Annotated in this window: 18 protein-coding genes; 12 read left to right on the forward strand and 6 right to left on the reverse strand. The window is 65.8% G+C overall.

Annotated elements, in window-relative coordinates; all coding sequences use genetic code 11:
* Positions 1–1,047 carry a glutamate--cysteine ligase gene (locus ACFE99_RS07305; RefSeq protein ID WP_375483834.1) on the forward strand — a complete coding sequence of 349 codons (1,047 nt, stop codon included), beginning with the start codon at positions 1–3 and terminating at the stop codon, positions 1,045–1,047.
* A gap of 144 nt (positions 1,048–1,191) precedes the next feature.
* On the opposite strand, the gene ACFE99_RS07310 is transcribed toward ACFE99_RS07305, so the two are convergent.
* Positions 1,192–1,938: a FadR/GntR family transcriptional regulator gene (locus ACFE99_RS07310; RefSeq protein ID WP_375483836.1), complete on the reverse strand. Its 747-nt coding sequence runs from the start codon at positions 1,936–1,938 to the stop codon at positions 1,192–1,194.
* 23 nt (positions 1,939–1,961) lie between these two features.
* On the opposite strand from ACFE99_RS07310, the gene ACFE99_RS07315 reads away from it, so the two are divergent.
* Together ACFE99_RS07315 and ACFE99_RS07320 are read left to right on the forward strand one after the other, a co-directional pair.
* Positions 1,962–3,455, forward strand: a complete 1,494-nt coding sequence (locus tag ACFE99_RS07315; RefSeq protein WP_375483838.1) for a carotenoid oxygenase family protein — start codon at positions 1,962–1,964, stop codon at positions 3,453–3,455.
* Entirely contained in the window at positions 3,452–4,612 is a 1,161-nt protein-coding gene (locus tag ACFE99_RS07320) for an acyl-CoA dehydrogenase family protein (protein WP_375483840.1), read from the forward strand. The genes ACFE99_RS07315 and ACFE99_RS07320 overlap by 4 nt, the downstream gene beginning before the upstream one ends.
* Positions 4,613–4,617: 5 nt before the next feature.
* Here ACFE99_RS07320 and ACFE99_RS07325 read toward each other — a convergent pair whose 3' ends face one another.
* From ACFE99_RS07325 to ACFE99_RS07335, 3 genes are all read right to left on the reverse strand, one after another.
* The gene (locus ACFE99_RS07325) at positions 4,618–5,391 is read right to left on the reverse strand and encodes a hypothetical protein (protein ID WP_375483842.1); all 774 of its coding nucleotides are present in this window, start codon (positions 5,389–5,391) and stop codon (positions 4,618–4,620) included.
* 42 nt (positions 5,392–5,433) lie between these two features.
* Complete coding sequence (locus ACFE99_RS07330; protein ID WP_375483843.1) at positions 5,434–6,198, reverse strand: DUF5666 domain-containing protein; 765 nt, start codon at positions 6,196–6,198, stop codon at positions 5,434–5,436.
* A gap of 197 nt (positions 6,199–6,395) precedes the next feature.
* A complete protein-coding gene (locus ACFE99_RS07335) occupies positions 6,396–6,806 on the reverse strand; it encodes an ArsR/SmtB family transcription factor (RefSeq protein WP_375483845.1) in 411 nt (136 codons plus the stop codon).
* A 227-nt stretch (positions 6,807–7,033) separates the two neighbouring features.
* Between ACFE99_RS07335 and trxA the strand changes: the two genes are divergently transcribed.
* The 4 genes from trxA to ACFE99_RS07355 all read left to right on the forward strand — a co-directional run bounded on the left by trxA (position 7,034) and on the right by ACFE99_RS07355 (position 10,232).
* Positions 7,034–7,399, forward strand: a complete 366-nt coding sequence (gene trxA / locus ACFE99_RS07340) for a thioredoxin (RefSeq protein ID WP_375483877.1) — start codon at positions 7,034–7,036, stop codon at positions 7,397–7,399.
* A gap of 18 nt (positions 7,400–7,417) precedes the next feature.
* Positions 7,418–8,248 carry an enoyl-CoA hydratase gene (locus ACFE99_RS07345; RefSeq protein ID WP_375483847.1) on the forward strand — a complete coding sequence of 277 codons (831 nt, stop codon included), beginning with the start codon at positions 7,418–7,420 and terminating at the stop codon, positions 8,246–8,248.
* A gap of 79 nt (positions 8,249–8,327) precedes the next feature.
* Positions 8,328–9,950 carry an ABC-F family ATP-binding cassette domain-containing protein gene (locus ACFE99_RS07350; RefSeq protein ID WP_375483849.1) on the forward strand — a complete coding sequence of 541 codons (1,623 nt, stop codon included), beginning with the start codon at positions 8,328–8,330 and terminating at the stop codon, positions 9,948–9,950.
* A 90-nt stretch (positions 9,951–10,040) separates the two neighbouring features.
* Complete coding sequence (locus ACFE99_RS07355) at positions 10,041–10,232, forward strand: helix-turn-helix domain-containing protein (protein WP_083085948.1); 192 nt, start codon at positions 10,041–10,043, stop codon at positions 10,230–10,232.
* A gap of 4 nt (positions 10,233–10,236) precedes the next feature.
* On the opposite strand, the gene ACFE99_RS07360 is transcribed toward ACFE99_RS07355, so the two are convergent.
* Entirely contained in the window at positions 10,237–10,800 is a 564-nt protein-coding gene (locus ACFE99_RS07360) for a TetR/AcrR family transcriptional regulator (protein ID WP_375483852.1), read from the reverse strand.
* A 13-nt stretch (positions 10,801–10,813) separates the two neighbouring features.
* Positions 10,814–13,627, reverse strand: coding sequence for an aconitate hydratase AcnA (gene acnA, locus ACFE99_RS07365; protein WP_375483854.1), 2,814 nt, complete (start codon positions 13,625–13,627; stop codon positions 10,814–10,816).
* 277 nt (positions 13,628–13,904) lie between these two features.
* On the opposite strand from acnA, the gene ACFE99_RS07370 reads away from it, so the two are divergent.
* From ACFE99_RS07370 to ACFE99_RS07390, 5 genes are all read left to right on the forward strand, one after another.
* Positions 13,905–14,447: a DUF6676 family protein gene (locus ACFE99_RS07370; RefSeq protein WP_375483879.1), complete on the forward strand. Its 543-nt coding sequence runs from the start codon at positions 13,905–13,907 to the stop codon at positions 14,445–14,447.
* Positions 14,448–14,670: 223 nt separating this feature from the next.
* The gene (gene ripA, locus ACFE99_RS07375; protein WP_375483856.1) at positions 14,671–16,092 is read left to right on the forward strand and encodes an NlpC/P60 family peptidoglycan endopeptidase RipA; all 1,422 of its coding nucleotides are present in this window, start codon (positions 14,671–14,673) and stop codon (positions 16,090–16,092) included.
* A gap of 13 nt (positions 16,093–16,105) precedes the next feature.
* On the forward strand, positions 16,106–16,825 hold the full coding sequence (gene ripB, locus ACFE99_RS07380; RefSeq protein ID WP_375483881.1) for an NlpC/P60 family peptidoglycan endopeptidase RipB: 720 nt from the start codon (positions 16,106–16,108) through the stop codon (positions 16,823–16,825).
* A gap of 181 nt (positions 16,826–17,006) precedes the next feature.
* On the forward strand, positions 17,007–18,137 hold the full coding sequence (locus tag ACFE99_RS07385) for an AAA family ATPase (protein ID WP_375483858.1): 1,131 nt from the start codon (positions 17,007–17,009) through the stop codon (positions 18,135–18,137).
* Positions 18,134–18,852: DUF58 domain-containing protein (locus tag ACFE99_RS07390; RefSeq protein ID WP_375483860.1), on the forward strand; the 719-nt coding region annotated here is incomplete at its 3' end. The genes ACFE99_RS07385 and ACFE99_RS07390, both read left to right, overlap by 4 nt.

The following is an 18,852-nucleotide window of genomic DNA, read 5'->3' on the forward strand; positions in this document are numbered from 1 at the left end:
ATCGGGGCCGACAACGAACCAGCGCCGGCCAATCGGGCGGTCGCCGATAAGGCGCGGTGGCGTGGTGTCGAGCTGCAGCTGGAATTGACCACTTGCCAGGTGGAAACCACGACCGGTGTCCTCGCTTCCAGCGGTGAGCTTCGCGATGAACTGCTGCGGCTACGTCGCGTCGCCGCCGACGCGGCGGGCGCATGCGACGTGCGGCTGTTGGCGCTCGGGTTGCCGCCCTACATGTCGCAGGAGTTCCCGATGACCGACACGCCGCGTTATCGCCGGATCGGCGACAGGTACGGCATGCTGGCCCGAGAACAGGGCGTGTGCGGATGTCACGTTCATGTCGAGGTGCCCGACCGGGAATCGGCGGTCGAGGTGAGTAACCGGCTGCAACCCTGGCTGCCGCTCCTGCTGGCGCTGACCGCCAACTCGGCGGTGTACCACAACGCCGAGACCGGCTATGCCAGCTGGCGCAGCATCTTATGGGGCCGTTGGCCCGCCGCGGGACCCCCGCCGGTTTTTGACTCGGTTGATGACTACGACGACACGGTCCGCATGCTGATCGATACCGGCGCCGTACTCGACGACGGGATGGTCTATTGGGACGTTCGTCCATCGGCGAAATATCCGACGATCGAGGTGCGGGTCGCCGACGTGCCATCGACGGTGGCCGAGACGGTGCTGCTGGCCACCCTGATTCGCGCCGCTGTCATGACCGCATTGGATGAGATGCGGCGTGGGGAAACCGCCTTGCGCGTTCCCGCACACGTATCGCGGGCGGCTTACTGGAAAGCGGCGCACGACGGGCTCGACGGTCAAGCGATCGACCTTGCCGGCGACCGCAGATTGGTACCGACCCGGCGGCTATTGATCGATTTCGTCGACCGCATTGCACCGGCCCTGCACTCACTCGGCGAACACAGGCAGGTGAATTCGGAGCTAGCTCGACTGAGCGAAGAGGGTAACGGCGCCATGCGACAACTCCGGGCCTGGCGCGTTCGCGGCGACCCTGCCGACGTCATTGCCGCCGCCGCGCAGGCGACGCTTGCCTGAGGGCGAGTTTGGGGCCAACCAGCAGCGGCGCCTGGTGTGTTGTGATCATGAAGATTGTGATCCTGCTGCAGACGCCGCCTCGGTGCATACCTTTCCTGGATGGCATCGAACGTTGACACAGTGTCTGTTTCGTGGTGGTTATAGTCACCGCCAGGGTAGGTCACTGAAGTCGGCGCGCCAGCGCGACGGCGGAATCATCGGGGCGCCAAGCAATCCTGATTCCTCGACATGACGCAGAGCGGCGTCGAGGTGCCGGCGCATGCGGTGCTCGGCCGTCTGCGCATCGCCAGCGGTGATCGCCCCGGCGATCGCACGATGCGACTTGGCCGCTTCTTCGCGGTCGTACTGGGTGATGTCTTGTTCGGCGGCGGCCCAGCGGACCGCCTGCTCGATAGCGGCGAGAACCGTTGTCAGGATGGGATTTCCGCTTGTCTGTACGAGCAGCTCATGAAATTCGTGATAGCCTCCGCCATCCGGTGCGATACCGCGCTCGGCGACCTCGGCGAGGGCCGCTTTTTGCTGTGCAGAAGCGTGCTGGGCGACGTGTGCCGCTGCCGCCGGTTCCAACATTTTGCGGAACGCCAGCAGATCGCCCCACGTCGCGCCGGTGAGGGTGAGCAACTGCACCAGCGAGCGGGCCACCCGCTCGGGCTCAGGGTGACGGATGCGCACACCGCTGCGTCCCTGGCTGGTCGTTGTCAGTCCTTCGGCGTCGAGCAACCGCAGCGCGACGCGCACCGTTTCGCGGCTGGCTCCGAGCTGGCTGACCAGCTCACTTTCGGTCGGCAGCGAATCGCCCGGCGCGAGTTCGCCGGACAGGATCTGGCGGCGCAAGCCGGCGGCGACAACGTCGGCGGCCCGAGAGGGCCGAAAAGACTTTGCCGTCGTCACGGCACTTAGTATACTAAGTCGCCATGGTGATGGTGCCGAATGCCGCCGTGCTCACCGGAGCGTTCCGGCCGATGCGGTTCGAGGCGACCGTCGAGGACTGTGTCACGACGTTCGGCGAGATCCCCAAAGAACTGTCCGGCGGCTTCTACCGGGCCGGGCCGACGTTCAAGCGGCCCACCAAACAGGGCAGCAACGGCCTGTTGGCCATGGACGGCATGGTTCAGGGCCTGACGCTGGACAACGGCCGCGCCGATTTCCGCAACCGCTGGATCCGCACGCCCAAATACCTGCTCGAAGAGCGGCACGGCCGCGGCATGTTCTGCTGGGCCGACGGCGAATGGAGCGACTGGCGCAACATCGGCTTCGGGCCAGCCGTGCGCGACCAGCACACCCGCGGAATCCCACAAGGCACCAACAACATCAACTGCTTTCCCTTCGGCGGGCAGATCCTTGCCTCCGGCGAGCAGGGCAGCCCGCCGATCGCGCTGGATCCGATCACGCTCGAAACCCGCGGGGTGGTCTCGTGGTCGCCGCAGCTGTCGCGCGGCATCTTCGACCAAGCCTGCTACGGCGACGCGGCGTTCACCGCACACCCGAAGTGGGACAGCGCCACCGGCACACTGTACGGCTGGGCCTACAGCAACCGCCGGCCATACGTCACCGTGCATGTGGTACGACCCGATGGAGCCGTGATCTCGCGTGAGTTGACCGATGCACCGTATTGCTGCGAAGTCCACGACATGTGGCTGACCCCCGACTGGATGGTGCTGCCGTTCCAAGGGTTCGTGTTCGACCCCGACCGGATCGAGCGCGGACTGTCGGTGCACGTCTGGGACCCGCGATTGCCGACCATGCTGGCGCTGGTTCCCCGCGACGACGTCGAACACGGCGAAATCCGTTGGGTCACTGCGGAAATCGAGCCACAGTACGTGATGCATACGCTGGCCGCCAATGTCGTCGACAACACCGTCACCTTGGATGGCCCCGTCTTCGAGCGACCACCCTTCCCGCTGGACATCGACCGGTTCGAAGGGCAGGACATCGCCTTGTTCTTCAACCTCGCCCGCAGCGCACTTGGCCGTTGGACGGTGGACCTCGACGCCGGCAGCGTCAAATCAGAGTTGCTCGGCGACCGGTCATGCGAGCTGCCGAAAGTCGACGAACGCTACTACGGCCGCGGCCACAAGTGGGGATACCTGATCGGCGGCGATGCCAAAGGCCAAGGCATGCGCATGCACAGCCTCATCGTTCGCGACATCGACACCGGCCGCGAGCAGGAGTACCGCCTGCGCCACGAACGCCCGGCCCTGGTGATGGAGCCCACCTTCGTACCCCGTACCCCCGAGGCGCCCGAAGGCGACGGCTACCTGATGGTGCCGGTGTCACGGTGGACCGAAAACATCGGTGAATACCTCGTTTTCGACACCGACGACATCACCGCCGGTCCGATCTGCCGCATCGAGATCCCGTTCCTGCTGGGCTTCACCCCGCACGGGCACTGGATGGACTTCCGTTGACCTCGACCGCCTTCTTGAGCGACACCGAAGAAACCGAACTGCGCGCTGCGGTTCATGGGATCGTCGCCAAATTCGGCAACGCGTATTTCACTCACTGCAGTGAGACCCTGCAGCATCCCACCGAGCTGTGGGACGCGCTGGCAGCCGGCGGCTTCGTCGGGGTGAATCTGCCTGAGCACTACGGCGGCGGCGGAATGGGACTGACCGCGATGAACGTCGTTGCCGAAGAGGCCGCCGCGGCGGGCTGCCCGCAGATCATGTTGATGATCTCGCCGGGCATCGTCGGCAGCCTGCTGGCCCGCCACGCCACCAACGAGCAAAAGCGGCAGTGGCTGCAGCCGATGGCTGCCGGCACCGTCAAGATCGCGTTCGCGATCACCGAACCCGGCGCCGGCTCCAACACCCATCGGCTATCCACCACCGCGCACCGCGACGGCGACAAGTACTACATCAACGGGCAAAAGACGTTCATCACCGCCGCCGACCAAGCCGACGCGCTGCTCGTCGTCGCCCGCACCGGCACCGACGCAGCCGGGCGCGCTGAGCTGTCGCTGTTGCTGGTCGACCGCGACACCCCCGGCATCGAGATGCACCGCATACCAATGACATTCGAGATCACCGACAAGTCGTTCACGGTGTTCTTCGACAACGTTGCCGTCCCCGCGGATCGGCTGATCGGCGGCGAAGGCAACGGATTACGGGTCGCATTCGACGGCATGAACCCCGAACGGGTGATCATCGCCGCCATCTGCAACGGCGTCAGCCGATACGCGCTGGACAAGGCGGTGGCCTACGCCCGCGAACGGCGGGTCTGGCAGACGCCGATCGGCGCCCACCAAGGCGTCGCCCATCCCTTGGCGGAGGCCAAGATTGCGCTGGAAGCGGCCCGGCTGATGACCCGGCACGCCGCGGCGAGCTACGACGCCGGCGCCGACGCCGGTGAGGCCAGCAACATGGCGAAATTCCTGGCCGCCGACGCCGCCATCCGCTGCGTCGACCAAGCCATCGAAGTGCACGGTGGCAGCGGATTCACCCGAGAAGTGGCGCTGGCCAACATGTATGAATTCGTCCGGCTATTCAAAACCGTGCCGATCACCCGTGAAATGATCCTCAGCCACGTTGCCAGGCACAGCCTCGGCCTGCCGCGATCGTACTGAGTCCTCTAGTGGTGGGGCAGGTGAGGCAACGGGATGTGGCGGTGCGGGCGGCCCATCGGCGGGCAGGCTTGAAGCTCGATCGTCGTCGCCTGCACGACACCGCCGTCGTCAGGCCCCTGGGCCGCCAGGCACTTACCCTGTGTGATCGCTTGCGTATTGCTAGGTAGCTGCTTGACGTAGGTTGTCGTGTTGGTGACGGTCACATTGGTCGGCGGGGTTTTGCCGCCCGCAGTGGTGAGCGTGATGGTGTTGCCGGAGACAGAGCCGACCATTCCGTAGACCCCCGAACCCTCCGCGGGCGCACCGGGGGAGGCTGGTGTACTCGCCGCCGCGGGTGGTGGCGCGCAGTTGCCGTCGACGGCCGGACTGATCGTCACCGATTGTGCGGTAAGCCCACCAGCGCCTTGAGCGGTCTCCGGGGTTGGCTCCACGTCGGCACAGCTGCCCACGGTGACATCGGTCAACTGCGCCGGACTGACCTCGGTGACCGTTGTCGACGGTGAGAAGTTCACCGTGGCGGTCCCGGTCCGTAGCCGGAGGTGAATCGTATTGCCCGACACCGACGACACCATGCCCTCGACGTTGCCGATGCCTTCGTTGGGTGGCGGCGCCGGCGTGCTGGGAGAGGTCGTCGGGCGTGCCGACGATGTCGGTTTTCCGGTGTTTTCGTTACCCGGGCTTTTCGATGGGCCGCACGCCGCGGCCGACAACGCGGTGACCGCGGTGACCATTAGGATCGCGGATCGCCTCAGATGCGGCGTAGGCGAGATGGCAGACATCGATGTCTGGTGTCCTCCGGGACCGCCCGCATCGTCGACCGGCTAGTGGCCGTGGTGATTTCCGCCCGGCTGCGGGCACTTGCCGTTGTTCGCCGGCTGAAGCGTAATCGTCGTGGCTTGCAGCGTTCCGCCACCATCTTTGGTTCCCCGTGCGGTAATGCATTTGCCTTGCGCGATCGCTTGGCGGTCGGTGGTTGTCTGCTTGGTGTATCTGGTCTTATCGGTCACGGTGACGGCTGTCTGCGACGCACTGCCGCCGGCATCGGTGCTCGTGACGTTGATGGTGTTGCCCGCGACCGAGGCCACGGCGCCGTTGATTCCCCGGCTCTGCGCCGGTGCAGCGGACGACGGGGGTGTGGTGGCCGAACCGGCTTGCTGCTTGGGTTGCGCGCACTTGCCGTCGACGGGTGCGCTGACCCGCACCGACTGCGCAGTCACGGCGCTGGCCACCGGAGCGCTTTCGGGCGTGGGGCGCACGCTGATGCAGCTGCCGGTGGTGATGTCAGTCAGCTGGGCTGGCGTGACTTCGACGACCTTGGTGGAGGGCGTGAATTCCACTGTGGCGTTCCCGCCGGACTGCGTGACCTGAATCGTGCTGCCTGACACCGAGGCGATCAGCCCAGCGACGTGGTCCGTGCCTTTGGTGTGTGCCGGTGCCGCCGACGAACTCGTCGGGCTCGTGGAGGCGCTGGTGGCATTGGTCCCCTTGTTCGATGTGCCGCACGCGGCGACCGACAACGCGGTGGCTGCGGCGGCCGCGAAGATCGCGAACCGGGCCAGTCGAGCCGTGGGCGAGGGAACAGACATCGGCGTTCTCCGATCAATTGGTGTGTTGTGCGCAAGCGTGTAGCCGCGACTGAGTTCCGCGGCGGCGGCGCATTTTACGATCGCCCGTTTGGCTGATGATCTCCTGCCGCCCGGGTGAGAGGTTGCTGTGTATGGCTGTACCGCTCGCGGGCCACGCCTCGGCTCGGGTGTTATGGCGCGATCGGCGCCACGAATGGTCAAGGGCGAGCCGAGCGACCCCGACCTTCGGGCCATCCCGACCGCAGAGTGTCGACGGGGTGAGGAAACGTATCGCTGACGCCGACGTGAAGGTGCTCGATGTGGTAGATGGCTTCCTCCAGCAAAGCGGCGACATGGCTGTCGTAGAGCCGGTAGACGATGTTGCGCCCGCTGCGGTCGCCGGCCACCAGGCCCACGTTGCGCAACAGCCGGAGCTGGTGGGAAACGGCGGGCTGTTCCATTTCGACCGCGGCCGATAATTCTGTGACCGAACACGGCGATTGCCGCAACCGGGTCAGGATGCGCAGGCGGTTCGGGGAAGCCAGCGCCTGCAGCGTTTCAGCAACTTTGGCAGCTGCGGCGGGGTCGAGAACCGGGGGAGCGGTTCGGCGCTTCGTCCCCTGGGCCATCTGCAAATTCAACCACACAGCACTCAATATCAGCGATATATGTAGATCTCAACATGTCTTCACCTATAATCGTGGGTACCACCAAACGCGCGGCGAACCCAGTCGAGGGGGGTTGGCTGGAGGGGCTGACGGTGGCGATGGACGGCGGCGGCCACCAGAGGGGGGTGGCCGCCGCCGACTTTGCCGGCTCCGGGAACAGTGCGGCAGCTCACCGCGGTGGGCAAAGGGTGACTACCCGAGACCTCACCGCTGCAGACTTCGATGACACCATCACCGGCAACGACATCGTCCTCGTCGACTTTTGGGCCTCGTGGTGCGGCCCGTGCCGCCAGTTCGCGCCGACATTCCAAGCGTCCTCGGAGAAACATCCCGAGATCGTGCACGCCAAGGTCGACACCGAGGCCGAGCAGCAACTCGCAGCAGCCGCTCAAATCCGCGCCATCCCGACATTGATGGCGTTCAAGAAGGGCAAGTTGGTCTTCAACCAGGCCGGCGCTTTGCCACCGGCCGCGCTGGAAGACTTGGTGCAGCAGGTGAAGGCCTTCGACGTCGACGCCGCGATCGCCGAGCAGTCCGAACCTGACGAGGTCTGACCGCCGGCACGCGATAGCGTGCAATGCGTGAACCTCCAGTCCGGCTTTGTCCTTGTCGAGCACCCGCGGCCGCAGGTAGCGCTGATCACACTGAATCGGCCGGAGCGGATGAACTCCATGGCCTTCGACGTCATGGTGCCGCTCAAAGAGGCTCTGGCCGAGGTGACTTACGACAATTCCGTGCGGGTCGTCGTGCTGACCGGCGCAGGCCGGGGCTTCTCGTCGGGCGCCGACCACAAGTCGCCGGGGCAGGTGCCGCACATTGAGGGGTTGACCCGGCCGACCTACGCGCTGCGCTCCATGGAACTGCTCGACGACGTGATCCTGGGGCTGCGGCGACTGCATCACCCTGTGATTGCCGCGGTCAACGGCGCCGCCATCGGAGGCGGGTTATGCCTGGCGCTGGCCGCCGACATCCGGGTCGCTTCGAGCAGTGCCTACTTCCGGGCGGCCGGCATCAACAACGGGCTGACCGCCAGCGAATTGGGGTTGAGCTATCTGCTGCCCCGGGCGATCGGCTCGTCGCGGGCGTTCGAGCTGATGCTGACCGGTCGCGACGTCGACGCTGAAGAAGCAGAACGCATCGGGCTGGTGTCGTATCGCGTGCCCGACGAGCAGCTGCTGGACACCTGCTATGCGCTGGCCGAACGGATCGCGACGTTCTCGCGTCCGGGAATCGAGTTGACCAAGCGCACACTGTGGAGTGGACTGGACGCCGCTAGCCTGGAAGGGCACATGCAGGCCGAAGGCCTCGGACAGCTGTTCGTTCGTCTGCTCACCTCCAACTTCGAGGAAGCGGTTGCCGCGCGCGCCGAGAAACGGCCTCCGGTGTTCACCGACGACACGTGACGGTCGTCGCCGTCCGGCGACGATGCAGAGCGCGAAGCGCGATGAGGAGGAGCCGGACAATTAGGCAAGGAGACTGATCGTGATCACGGCAACGGACCTCGAGGTCCGCGCTGGGGCGCGCATCCTGGTCTCCGCTGACGGGCCCGGATTGCGGGTCCAGCCTGGCGATCGCATCGCACTGGTCGGACGCAACGGGGCCGGCAAGACCACCACGTTGCGCATCCTCGCTGGGGAGACCCAGCCATACGCCGGATCAGTCATTCACAGCGGCGAGATCGGTTACCTGCCGCAAGATCCCAAAGAAGGCGACCTTGATGTGCTGGCCCGCGACCGGGTGCTCTCCGCCCGCGGACTGGACACGCTGCTCACCGAGCTGGAAAAGCAGCAGGCGCTGATGGCGGAGGTCGCCGATGACAGCGAGCGTGACCGCGCGATCCGCCGCTACGGCCAACTTGAGGAGAAGTTCGCCGCGCTGGGCGGGTACGGCGCAGAAAGCGAAGCGGGCCGTATCTGCGCAAATCTCGGCTTGCCCGAACGCGGGTTGACCCAGCCGCTGCGCACGCTGTCCGGCGGTCAACGTCGCCGAGTAGAACTGGCCCGCATCCTGTTCGCCGCGTCTGACAACGGGTCGGCCACCACCTTGCTGCTCGATGAGCCGACCAACCATCTCGACGCCGATTCGCTGGGCTGGCTCCGGGATTTCCTGCGCACACACGCCGGCGGGCTGGTGGTGATCAGCCACAACGTGGACCTGCTGGCCGATGTCGTCAACCGAGTGTGGTTTCTCGACGCGGTGCGCGGCGAGGTCGACGTCTACAACATGGGTTGGCAGAAGTACCTCGACGCCCGCGCCACCGACGCGCAGCGTCGGCGGCGCGAACGGGCCAACGCCGAACGCAAAGCCGCTGCCCTGCGCGCCCAAGCCGCCAAGCTGGGTGCCAAAGCCACCAAAGCCGTTGCGGCGCAGAACATGCTGCGGCGCGCCGATCGGATGATCGCTGCGCTCGACGAAGAGCGAGTCGCCGACAAGGTGGCCAGGATCAAGTTTCCGACCCCGGCAGCGTGCGGGCGCACTCCGTTGGTGGCCACCGGCCTGACCAAGACGTATGGATCGTTGGAAGTGTTCACCGGCGTCAACCTGGCGATCGACCGCGGCTCCCGGGTAGTGGTGCTGGGGCTGAACGGCGCCGGCAAGACAACGCTGCTGCGGCTGTTGGCCGGAGTGGAGAAACCTGACGCCGGAACGCTGCAACCCGGGCATGGCTTGAAAATCGGCTATTTCGCGCAGGAGCACGACACGCTCGACAACGCGGCCACGGTGTGGCAGAACATCGTCCATGCCGCACCGGATTCCGGCGAGCAGGATTTGCGTGGCCTGCTTGGGGCTTTCATGTTCAGCGGTCCGCAGCTCGAGCAGCTGGCCGGCACCTTGTCCGGCGGGGAAAAGACCCGGTTGGCGCTCGCCGGGTTGGTGGCCTCGACCGCAAACGTATTGCTGCTGGACGAACCAACCAACAATCTCGACCCCGCCTCCCGGGAACAGGTGCTCGACGCGCTACGCAGCTACACCGGCGCGGTGGTGCTGGTGACGCATGACCCCGGGGCGGCCGAGGCGCTGGAGCCGCAACGGGTTGTGCTACTGCCCGATGGCACCGAGGACTACTGGTCCGACGAGTACCGGGATCTCATCGAATTGGCTTGAGCTGCCGCAGGCGTTTTCGTCCAAACTGCCGCGCCGCCAACAGTTGCTTCCTACGCTATGCCTCATCCGGGTGACCGCGGGGAGGCGCCGATGAGGAAAACGAAGAAGACACGCGAGCAGCTGGTGGCCGAGTTGCGCAATGCATACGAGGGCGGAGCGAGCATCCGGAAACTTGTGGCTTCCACTGGCAGATCGTACGGGTCCATCCACAGCATGCTGCGCGAATCGGGTACCACGATGCGCAGCCGCGGCGGACCCAACCACCGCACCCGGGCCCGGTAACGCATCAGCCCTGGCGCACCGAGCGTTCGACCAGGTCCAGGACAGCGGTGAGCCGCTGCGGGTCTTCACCGGCAGCCACCCGCGCCACCAATCCGTCGAGAACCAGGTCTAGGTAGCACTGCAGCACGTCGCTGGGTACGTCATCGCGCACGCGACCCGCCTGCTTCTGTCGGCGCAGCCGTTCGGTTGTCGCCGCCGCCAATTCCGCTGAGCGTTCTCGCCATCCGCGACTGAAGGCCGGGTCGTTGCGTAGTTTGCGGGCGATCTCCAACCGCGTGGCAAGCCAGTCGAACTCCTCCGGCGCGGCAAGCATCTCGCGCATCACCTGGATCAGCCCCTCACGAGAGGCGACTGCCGCCATCCGCTCGGCATCCTCGCGGGCCAACTCGAAGAACAGCGTGTCCTTGTCACGGAAGTGGTGAAAGATCGCGCCACGCGACAATCCGATCGCCTGTTCCAGCCGCCGTACGGTCGCCTTGTCGTAACCGTATTCGGCGAAACACCGGCGAGCACCGTCGAGGATTTGACGGCGGCGGGCCGCCAGGTGGTCCGCGCTGACCTTGGGCACGGATGCACCCGAGCTAGCTGGACTTCAGCATGTTGCGCAGTACAAACTGCAAAATCCCGCCGTTGCGGTAATAGTCCGCCTCGCCCGGGGTGTCGATGCGCACCACCGCGTCGAACTCGACTGGCTTCCCGTGTTCTTTGCTGGCTTTGATGTGCACCGTCTTCGGGGTCTTGCCGTCGTTGATCGCTTCGATACCGGTGATGTCGAACACCTCGGTGCCGTCCAGACCCAGCGACTGCGCGGACTTGCCTTCCGGGAATTGCAGCGGAATCACACCCATGCCGATCAGGTTGGAGCGGTGGATGCGCTCAAACGACTCGGCAATGACCGCCCGAACCCCCAGCAGCGCAGTGCCCTTGGCCGCCCAGTCCCGCGACGACCCCGAGCCGTATTCCTTGCCGCCCAGCACCACCAGCGGAATACCTTGGGCCGCATAGTTTTGCGCCGCATCGTAAATGAATGCCTGCGGGCCGTCATCCTGAGTGAAGTCGCGGGTGTAGCCGCCGGCCACGTCATCGAGGAGCAAGTTGCGCAGCCGGATGTTGGCGAACGTGCCGCGGATCATCACCTCGTGGTTGCCGCGGCGCGACCCGTAGGAGTTATAGTCCTTGCGCTGCACTCCGTGGTCGTCGAGGTATTGCGCCGCAGGCGTGCCGGGTTTGATGCTGCCCGCCGGCGAAATATGGTCGGTGGTCACCGAATCGCCCAGCAGCGCCAACACCCGAGCGCCGGTGATGTCGCTCACCGGCCGCGGCTCGGCCGCCATGCGAGCGAAATACGGCGGCTTGCGCACATACGTCGAATCCGGATTCCATTCAAAGGTGTTGCCGCTCGGAGTCGGCAGATTGCGCCACCGCTCATCGCCTTTGAACACGTCCGCGTAGTTCTTGACGAACATCTCCTGGTTGATCGCCGAGGCGATGGTGTCGGACACGTCCTTCTGCGACGGCCAGATGTCACGCAGGAAGACGTCGTTGCCGTCTTTGTCGCGGCCCAGCGGCTCCGTCTCGAAGTCGAAGTCCATGGTGCCCGCCAGCGCGTAGGCAATCACCAGCGGCGGTGACGCCAGGTAGTTCATTTTCACGTCCGGGTTGATGCGGCCTTCGAAATTGCGGTTGCCCGACAGCACCGCGGCAACCGACAGATCGTTTTCGTTGACCGCCTTGGAGATTTCCTCGGGCAGCGGCCCGGAGTTGCCGATGCAGGTCGTGCAGCCGTAGCCGACCAGATAGAAGCCGAGCTTTTCCAGATACGGCCACAGGCCGGCGTTCTCGTAGTAGTCGCTGACCACCTGCGAGCCCGGCGCCATCGAGGTCTTGACCCACGGCTTGGACGTCAGGCCCTTTTCGACGGCGTTGCGGGCCAGCAGCGCCGCGCCGAGCATCACCTCAGGGTTGGAGGTGTTGGTGCACGAGGTGACCGCGGCGATCACCACCGCGCCATGGTCGAGCACAAACTCGCCCAGTTCGTCTGACTTGACCCGCACCGTGTTGCTCACGCGGCCTTTGGCGCTTGCGTCAGCCGAGTGCACCGGAGATCCGTTGCCGTCATTGGACGACAGTGACGCCGGATCGCTGGCCGGAAACGTCTCGTCGACCGCCTCGTCGAGCTTGGAATACTCCGTCTTGTCCGGATCATCGCCGACGTAGCTCGTAATCTGCTCGCGAAACGTGGTTTTGGCGTCTGCCAGGGCGATTCGGTCCTGCGGACGCTTCGGCCCGGCGATCGAGGGGACCACGTCGGAAAGGTCGAGCTCGAGATATTCGGAGAACTCCGGCTCGTGTGCGGGGTCGTGCCACATGCCCTGTTCCTTGGCGTACGCCTCCACCAGCGCCAGCTGCTCCTCTTTGCGCCCGGTGAACCGCAGATAGTCGATTGTCTCCTGGTCGATCGGGAAAATTGCTGCGGTGGAGCCGAATTCGGGGCTCATATTGCCCAGTGTGGCGCGGTTGGCCAGCGGCACCTCGGCCACACCTTCACCGTAGAACTCGACGAACTTGCCGACCACGCCGTGCTTGCGCAACATTTCGGTGACGGTGAGCACGACGTCTGTGGCGGTGACACCAGGCTGAATTTCACCGGTCAACTTGAAGCCGACCACCCGCGGGATCAGCATAGACACCGGCTGACCGAGCATCGCTGCCTCGGCCTCGATGCCGCCCACCCCCCAGCCCAAGACGCCGAGCCCGTTGACCATCGTGGTGTGAGAGTCGGTGCCCACGCAGGTGTCCGGGTACGCCACTCCGTCGCGCTCCATGACCACGCGCGCCAAGTACTCGATATTGACTTGGTGCACAATGCCGGTGCCCGGCGGCACCACTTTGAAGTCGCGGAAAGCACCTTGGCCCCAACGCAAAAACTGATAGCGCTCGCCGTTGCGCTGATATTCGAGCTCGACATTGCGCTCGAAGGCGTCGGCGCGGCCGAACAGGTCGGCGATCACCGAGTGGTCGATCACCAGATCGGCCGGCGCCAGCGGATTGACCCGCTCGGGGTCGCCGCCCAGCTCCGCGATGGCCTCACGCATGGTCGCCAGGTCCACGATGCAGGGCACCCCGGTGAAGTCCTGCATCACGACCCGGGCAGGGGTGTACTGGATTTCGACGCTGGGCTCGGCTTGGGGATCCCAGTGTGCGATCGCGTCGATGTGGTCCCTGGTGATGTTGCGGCCGTCCTCGTTGCGGAGCAGGTTTTCGGCGAGGACTTTGAGGCTGTAGGGGAGCTTTTCGGTGCCGGGCGCCGCGTCGAGGCGGTAGATCTGGTAACTGTCGTCCCCGACGTTGAGGGTGTCGCGGGCTCCGAACGAATTCACTGACTCTGTCGTCACATCAACTCCCGAGATGTAGTTCTCCACCGCCGAGGGGCCGTGCCGGCCCCGCGCGTGCCACTTTAACAGTACGCTTGTCCTGCAATTCGCTACGGTCGCGCGAAAGGACGTCGCCTAATCTTCTCGCCGCGTGCATGTGCTGTCACGGTCCACGCAGGCTCTGATCGCGCTCCTCCTCCTCGGGCCACTACCCGGCCCGCATCGTCGTCCGCGCGGTCGTCGCGTACCGTCTTGCACCGTGACCACGCTGCATGCGCCGCTATACATCCCAGGGGAAATCTGCAGCGCCGTCGGTACGGACCCGTCGACCCCGCCCGACCAGTGTCTGGCGCTGGTCAAAGCGGCCGTCGACGCCGACGGCATCAGCGCGCCGCCCCCCGATGTTCCCGGCTTGCGGCAGGTGGTCAACCAAGCCAGCAAGGACGGCATCGACCTCAAGATCGTGGTGCTTGACCGAAACCCTCCAATGGATACGCCATTGCGGGACGTCGCCACGGTGATCGGCAGCAGCCACCCGGACGCCACCGTGCTCGTGCTCAGCCCGTCGCACGTCGGCAGTTACAGCACGCACTTCCCGCGGGCCACGCTGGAGATCGGCGAGGACAACGCGAAAACCGGCAATCCGGTGCAATCGGCGCAGAATTTCCTCCACGAATTGAGCACTCCGCAATTCCCATGGACAGCGTTCACCATCTTGGTAGTGATCGGCGTGTGCGCGGGCGCTGTCGGCACTCGAATCCTGCAACTGCGGGCCAAGCGATCCGTGACGGCCGCGCAGGACGACAACACGGTCGCCGACGACGCCGGGGTAGGCGCCTGACCGGCTTCCTCCGCGTCCGATTCGTAACCGTGCTAGGTCGCGGCGTTCACTAAGTCACCATTCGGTCACAAGTAATCAAACTACAGCGCTGTAGTTTGTTACTAAAGTTTCCATAGGGTCATATGTGACTTATGGTTCAAACGGTGCCTTTGTCATGCATCGTGCCTGCAGTGATTACTGGGGCTGGCGTCGTCCGCGTTGAGCCATAGGAGACCAGAGTCGAATGAGACGCATCTGCCGCGGCTCTTCTTTCCGGCTGGCGGCCTGGGTCGCTCGGCCTGCCGCCGCGGCGGTGTTGAGCGTGGTGCTGCTGCTGACGGGAACGCCTGGGCTAGGGCTGGCTGATCCCGGCGGCCCGGACTCACTGGCCGCGCTGATCGCCGATGTCGCCAAGGCCAACCAACGCTTGGACGATCTGCGCGCGGCCATCCAGAGCGAGCAGGAAAGCGTCAACAAGGCCTTGGTCGACGTGCAGACGGCGCGCGACAACGCCGCGGCCGCGCAGCACGACGTCGAGGTCAGTCAGCAAGCGGTCAAGGACGCCGACGCCGCAATTGCCGCCGCCCAGCGACGCTTCGACACCTTCGCGGCGGCCACCTACGTCAACGGTCCGTCTGATGTTTATCTGACCGCCGCCAACCCCGACGACATCATCGCCACCGCGACCGCCAGCCGGACTCTGGCCGCCAGCTCCCGGCAGGTGATGGTGAACCTGCAGCGGGCCCGCACTGAGCAGGTGAACAAGGAGTCGGCGGCGCGGCTGGCCAAGCAGAAAGCCGACCGGGCTGCCGCGGACGCGCAATCCAGCCAGGACGCGGCGGTGGCAGCACTCACCGGCGCCCAGCGCAAGTTCAGCGAACAGCAGTCGGAGGTCAATCGTCTAGCTGCCGAACGTAACGCGGCCCAAGCCAAACTCGACGCGGCCCGCAACTGGTCGGCATCCGCCAGCGGCGCGCAGGCAGGCACCCGCTCCGGTGACCGGTGGGATCCCGGGGCACCGAGCGCAGCCGGTCCGGCCAGGGATCGCAAGCAGTGGGCCGGCGAGTGGGATCCCACCCTGCCGATGGTGCCCAGCGCCAACGTCCCGGGTGACCCGATCGCGATCATCAACTCCGTCCTGGGGATTTCGGCGACGTCGTCGCAGGTCACCGCCAACATGGGCCGCGGCTTTCTGCAGAAGCTGGGCATCCTCAAGCCCAACGACACCGGGATCACCAATGGCCGGATCCCGCGGGTGTACGGCCGGCAGGCCTCCGAATACGTCATCCGCCGCGGGCTCTCGCAGCTGGGTGTGCCGTATTCGTGGGGCGGTGGCAACGCCGCGGGCCCGAGCCGGGGGATTGGTTCGGGCTCCGACACGGTCGGCTTCGACTGCTCAGGACTGATCCTGTATTCGTTTGCCGGGGTTGGCATCAAGCTGCCGCACTACTCGGGTTCGCAGTACAACCTCGGCCGCAAGATCCCCTCAGCGGAGATGCGGCGCGGCGATGTGATCTTCTACGGCCCGGGCGGCAGCCAGCACGTGACGCTCTACCTCGGCGACGGACAGATGCTCGAGGCCCCTGACGTCGGCTTGAAGGTGCGGGTCGCACCGGTGCGAACCAGCGGCATGACCCCCTACGTGGTCCGCTACATCGAGTGGTGACATGCGAATCATAATGCGCCACAACGGATTTCGTCGCATCATGCTGGCTTGGCCGCTTTTGGCGGTGATCGGGCTTCTGATCGGTTTGGCCAGCCCGGCCATGGCCGACGATCCCCAATGGGACCCGACACTGCCTAAGGTGCCCAGCGCAGGCGCACCGGGCGATCCGCTGGCGATCGCCAATGCCTCGATGGCGGCCACCGCCCAGGCCACGCAGTCCACCCTCGACCTGGGCCGCAAGTTCCTCGGCAGCCTCGGAATCGGCGGCGGCGCGGGCGGCGGGGGTGGCGGCAATAACACCAGCCCGAGCAGAATTCCACGGGTGTACGGGCGCCAGGCCGTCGAGTACGTGATCCGCCGCGGCGCGTCGCAGATGGGGGTGCCGTACTCGTGGGGCGGCGGCACACCGGAGGGCCCGAGCCGAGGCGTGGAAGACGGCGCCGACACGGTCGGCTTCGACTGTTCCGGATTGACCCGATACGCGTTAGCCGGCGTCGGTGTGCTGATCCCGAGGTTTTCCGGTGACCAGTACAACGCGGGTCGGCACGTCCCGCCGTCACAGGCCAAGCGAGGCGATTTGATCTTCTACGGTCCCGGCGGAAGCCAGCACGTCACTCTGTATCTGGGAAACGGCCAGATGCTGGAGGCATCCAGCATCGCGGGCAAAGTCATCGTCAGCCCGGTGCGGACAGAAGGGATGACGCCATACGTCACCCGGATCATCGAGTACTGACGCCCGGTAGCCATGCGGGTCGCACCGACGTGGGAGGAGCGGGCAATTGGGCCTCCACGGGCGCCACGTCGACGGAATCCCGGACGCCTGGAATAGTTGACAAGGGCACACTGCCGTCCCTCGATTGTTTTGACAGTCGGGCCTCAAAAAGCTGTGGAGATTGAGCCGTGAAGGAAAGCCGATGACATCACCAGGTGGGCCGCCCCAGGGCGCCAGCGGTTACTCCGGGCCGGGCGGGCCCCCGACATCCCCGGCGCACGCCGCGCCGGGCGGCGGCAACGGGCTGGCCGCCGAGGTGCACACCCTTGAGCGCGCCATCTTCGAGGTCAAGCGGATCATCGTCGGGCAGGACCAGCTGGTCGAGCGGATGCTCGTCGGCCTGCTGTCCAAAGGCCATGTGCTGCTCGAAGGTGTCCCCGGTGTGGCCAAGACACTGGCGGTGGAGACTTTCGCCCGGGTCGTCGGGGGGACGTTCGCGCGCATCCAGTTCACCCCCGACCTGGTGCCCACAGACATCATCGGTACCCGCATCTATCGGCAGGGCAAAGAGGAGTTCGACACCGAACTGGGCCCGGTGGTGGTCAACTTCCTGCTCGCCGACGAAATCAACCGGGCCCCGGCCAAGGTGCAGTCGGCGCTGCTCGAGGTCATGCAGGAACGCCACGTGTCCATCGGCGGCAAGACCTTCCCGATGCCCAACCCCTTCCTGGTGATGGCGACCCAGAACCCGATCGAGCACGAAGGCGTCTACCCGCTGCCGGAAGCGCAGCGCGACCGCTTTCTGTTCAAGATCAACGTCGGCTACCCGTCGCCGGAAGAAGAGCGCGAGATCATCTACCGGATGGGCGTCACCCCGCCGACACCGAAGCAGGTTCTCCAAACCGGCGATCTGCTGCGGCTGCAGGAGATCGCCGCCAACAACTTCGTGCATCATGCGCTGGTCGACTACGTCGTTCGGGTAGTCACCGCCACTCGTCATCCCGAACAGCTCGGCATGAACGACGTCAAGAGCTGGGTCGCGTTCGGTGCATCGCCGCGTGCCTCGCTGGGGATCATCGCTGCTGCGCGGTCGCTGGCGCTGGTGCGCGGCCGGGACTACGTGATTCCGCAGGATGTCATCGAGGTCATCCCTGACGTGCTGCGCCACCGGCTGGTGCTGACCTATGACGCGCTGGCCGACGAGATCGCGCCGGAGGTCGTCATCAACCGGGTTCTGCAGACGGTTGCCCTGCCACAGGTGAACGCCGTTCCGCAGCAAGGACATTCGGTGCCTCCGGTGATGCAGGCCGCTGGGGCGGCTAGCGGTCGGTGACAGAATCCAAGACGCCGGCGGTCGTGCACCCGCCGTCGATGCAGCGCGGTGAGATCGACGACCCGAAGCTATCGGCGGCGCTGCGCACTCTGGAGCTGACCATCAAACGCAAGCTCGACGGTGTGTTGCACGGCGATCACCTGGGCCTGCTTCCGGGGCCCGGCACCGAGCCGGGAGAGTCGCGGCTCTACCAGCCCGGCGACGACGTACGCCGCATGGACTGGGGCGTCACCGCGCGCACCACGGTGCCGCACGTCCGCGAGATGATCGCCGACCGGGAGCTGGAGACCTGGCTGGTGGTCGACATGTCGGCGAGCCTGGACTTCGGCACGACGGTGTGCGAGAAGCGTGACCTGGCGGTGGCGGCCGCGGCCGCGATCACCTTCCTCAACAGCGGTGGCGGCAACCGGCTCGGCGCGCTGGTATCCAACGGGGAGCGGATGATCCGGGTCCCGGCCCGCTCAGGGCGCATGCATGAGCAGACGTTGCTGCGCACGATCGCGACCACCCCCAAGGCGCCGGTCGGGGTGCGCGGTGATCTGGCGGCGGCCATCGACGCGCTGCGCCGGCCGCAACGACGCCGCGGGATGGCGGTGATCATCAGCGACTTTTTGGGCCCGATCAACTGGACGCGTCCGCTGCGCGCCATCGCGGGCCGTCACGAGGTGCTCGGTATCGAAGTGCTGGATCCCCGCGATGTCGAGCTACCCGACGT

The sequence above is a fragment of the uncultured Mycobacterium sp. genome, assembly GCF_964249325.1.
GTDB lineage: Bacteria > Actinomycetota > Actinomycetes > Mycobacteriales > Mycobacteriaceae > Mycobacterium.

Excerpts from the sequence above, each read along its gene's own strand:
- ACFE99_RS07355 (WP_083085948.1), top strand. The coding sequence starts at position 10,041 with ATGAGGAAAACGAAGAAGACACGCGAGCAGCTGGTGGCCGAGTTGCGC.
- ACFE99_RS07325 (WP_375483842.1), bottom strand. The coding sequence starts at position 5,391 with ATGTCTGCCATCTCGCCTACGCCGCATCTGAGGCGATCCGCGATCCTA.
- ripA (WP_375483856.1), top strand. The coding sequence starts at position 14,671 with ATGAGACGCATCTGCCGCGGCTCTTCTTTCCGGCTGGCGGCCTGGGTC.
- ACFE99_RS07335 (WP_375483845.1), bottom strand. The coding sequence starts at position 6,806 with ATGGCCCAGGGGACGAAGCGCCGAACCGCTCCCCCGGTTCTCGACCCC.
- ACFE99_RS07330 (WP_375483843.1), bottom strand. The coding sequence starts at position 6,198 with ATGTCTGTTCCCTCGCCCACGGCTCGACTGGCCCGGTTCGCGATCTTC.
- ACFE99_RS07315 (WP_375483838.1), top strand. The coding sequence starts at position 1,962 with ATGGTGATGGTGCCGAATGCCGCCGTGCTCACCGGAGCGTTCCGGCCG.
- ACFE99_RS07385 (WP_375483858.1), top strand. The coding sequence starts at position 17,007 with ATGACATCACCAGGTGGGCCGCCCCAGGGCGCCAGCGGTTACTCCGGG.
- ripB (WP_375483881.1), top strand. The coding sequence starts at position 16,106 with ATGCGCCACAACGGATTTCGTCGCATCATGCTGGCTTGGCCGCTTTTG.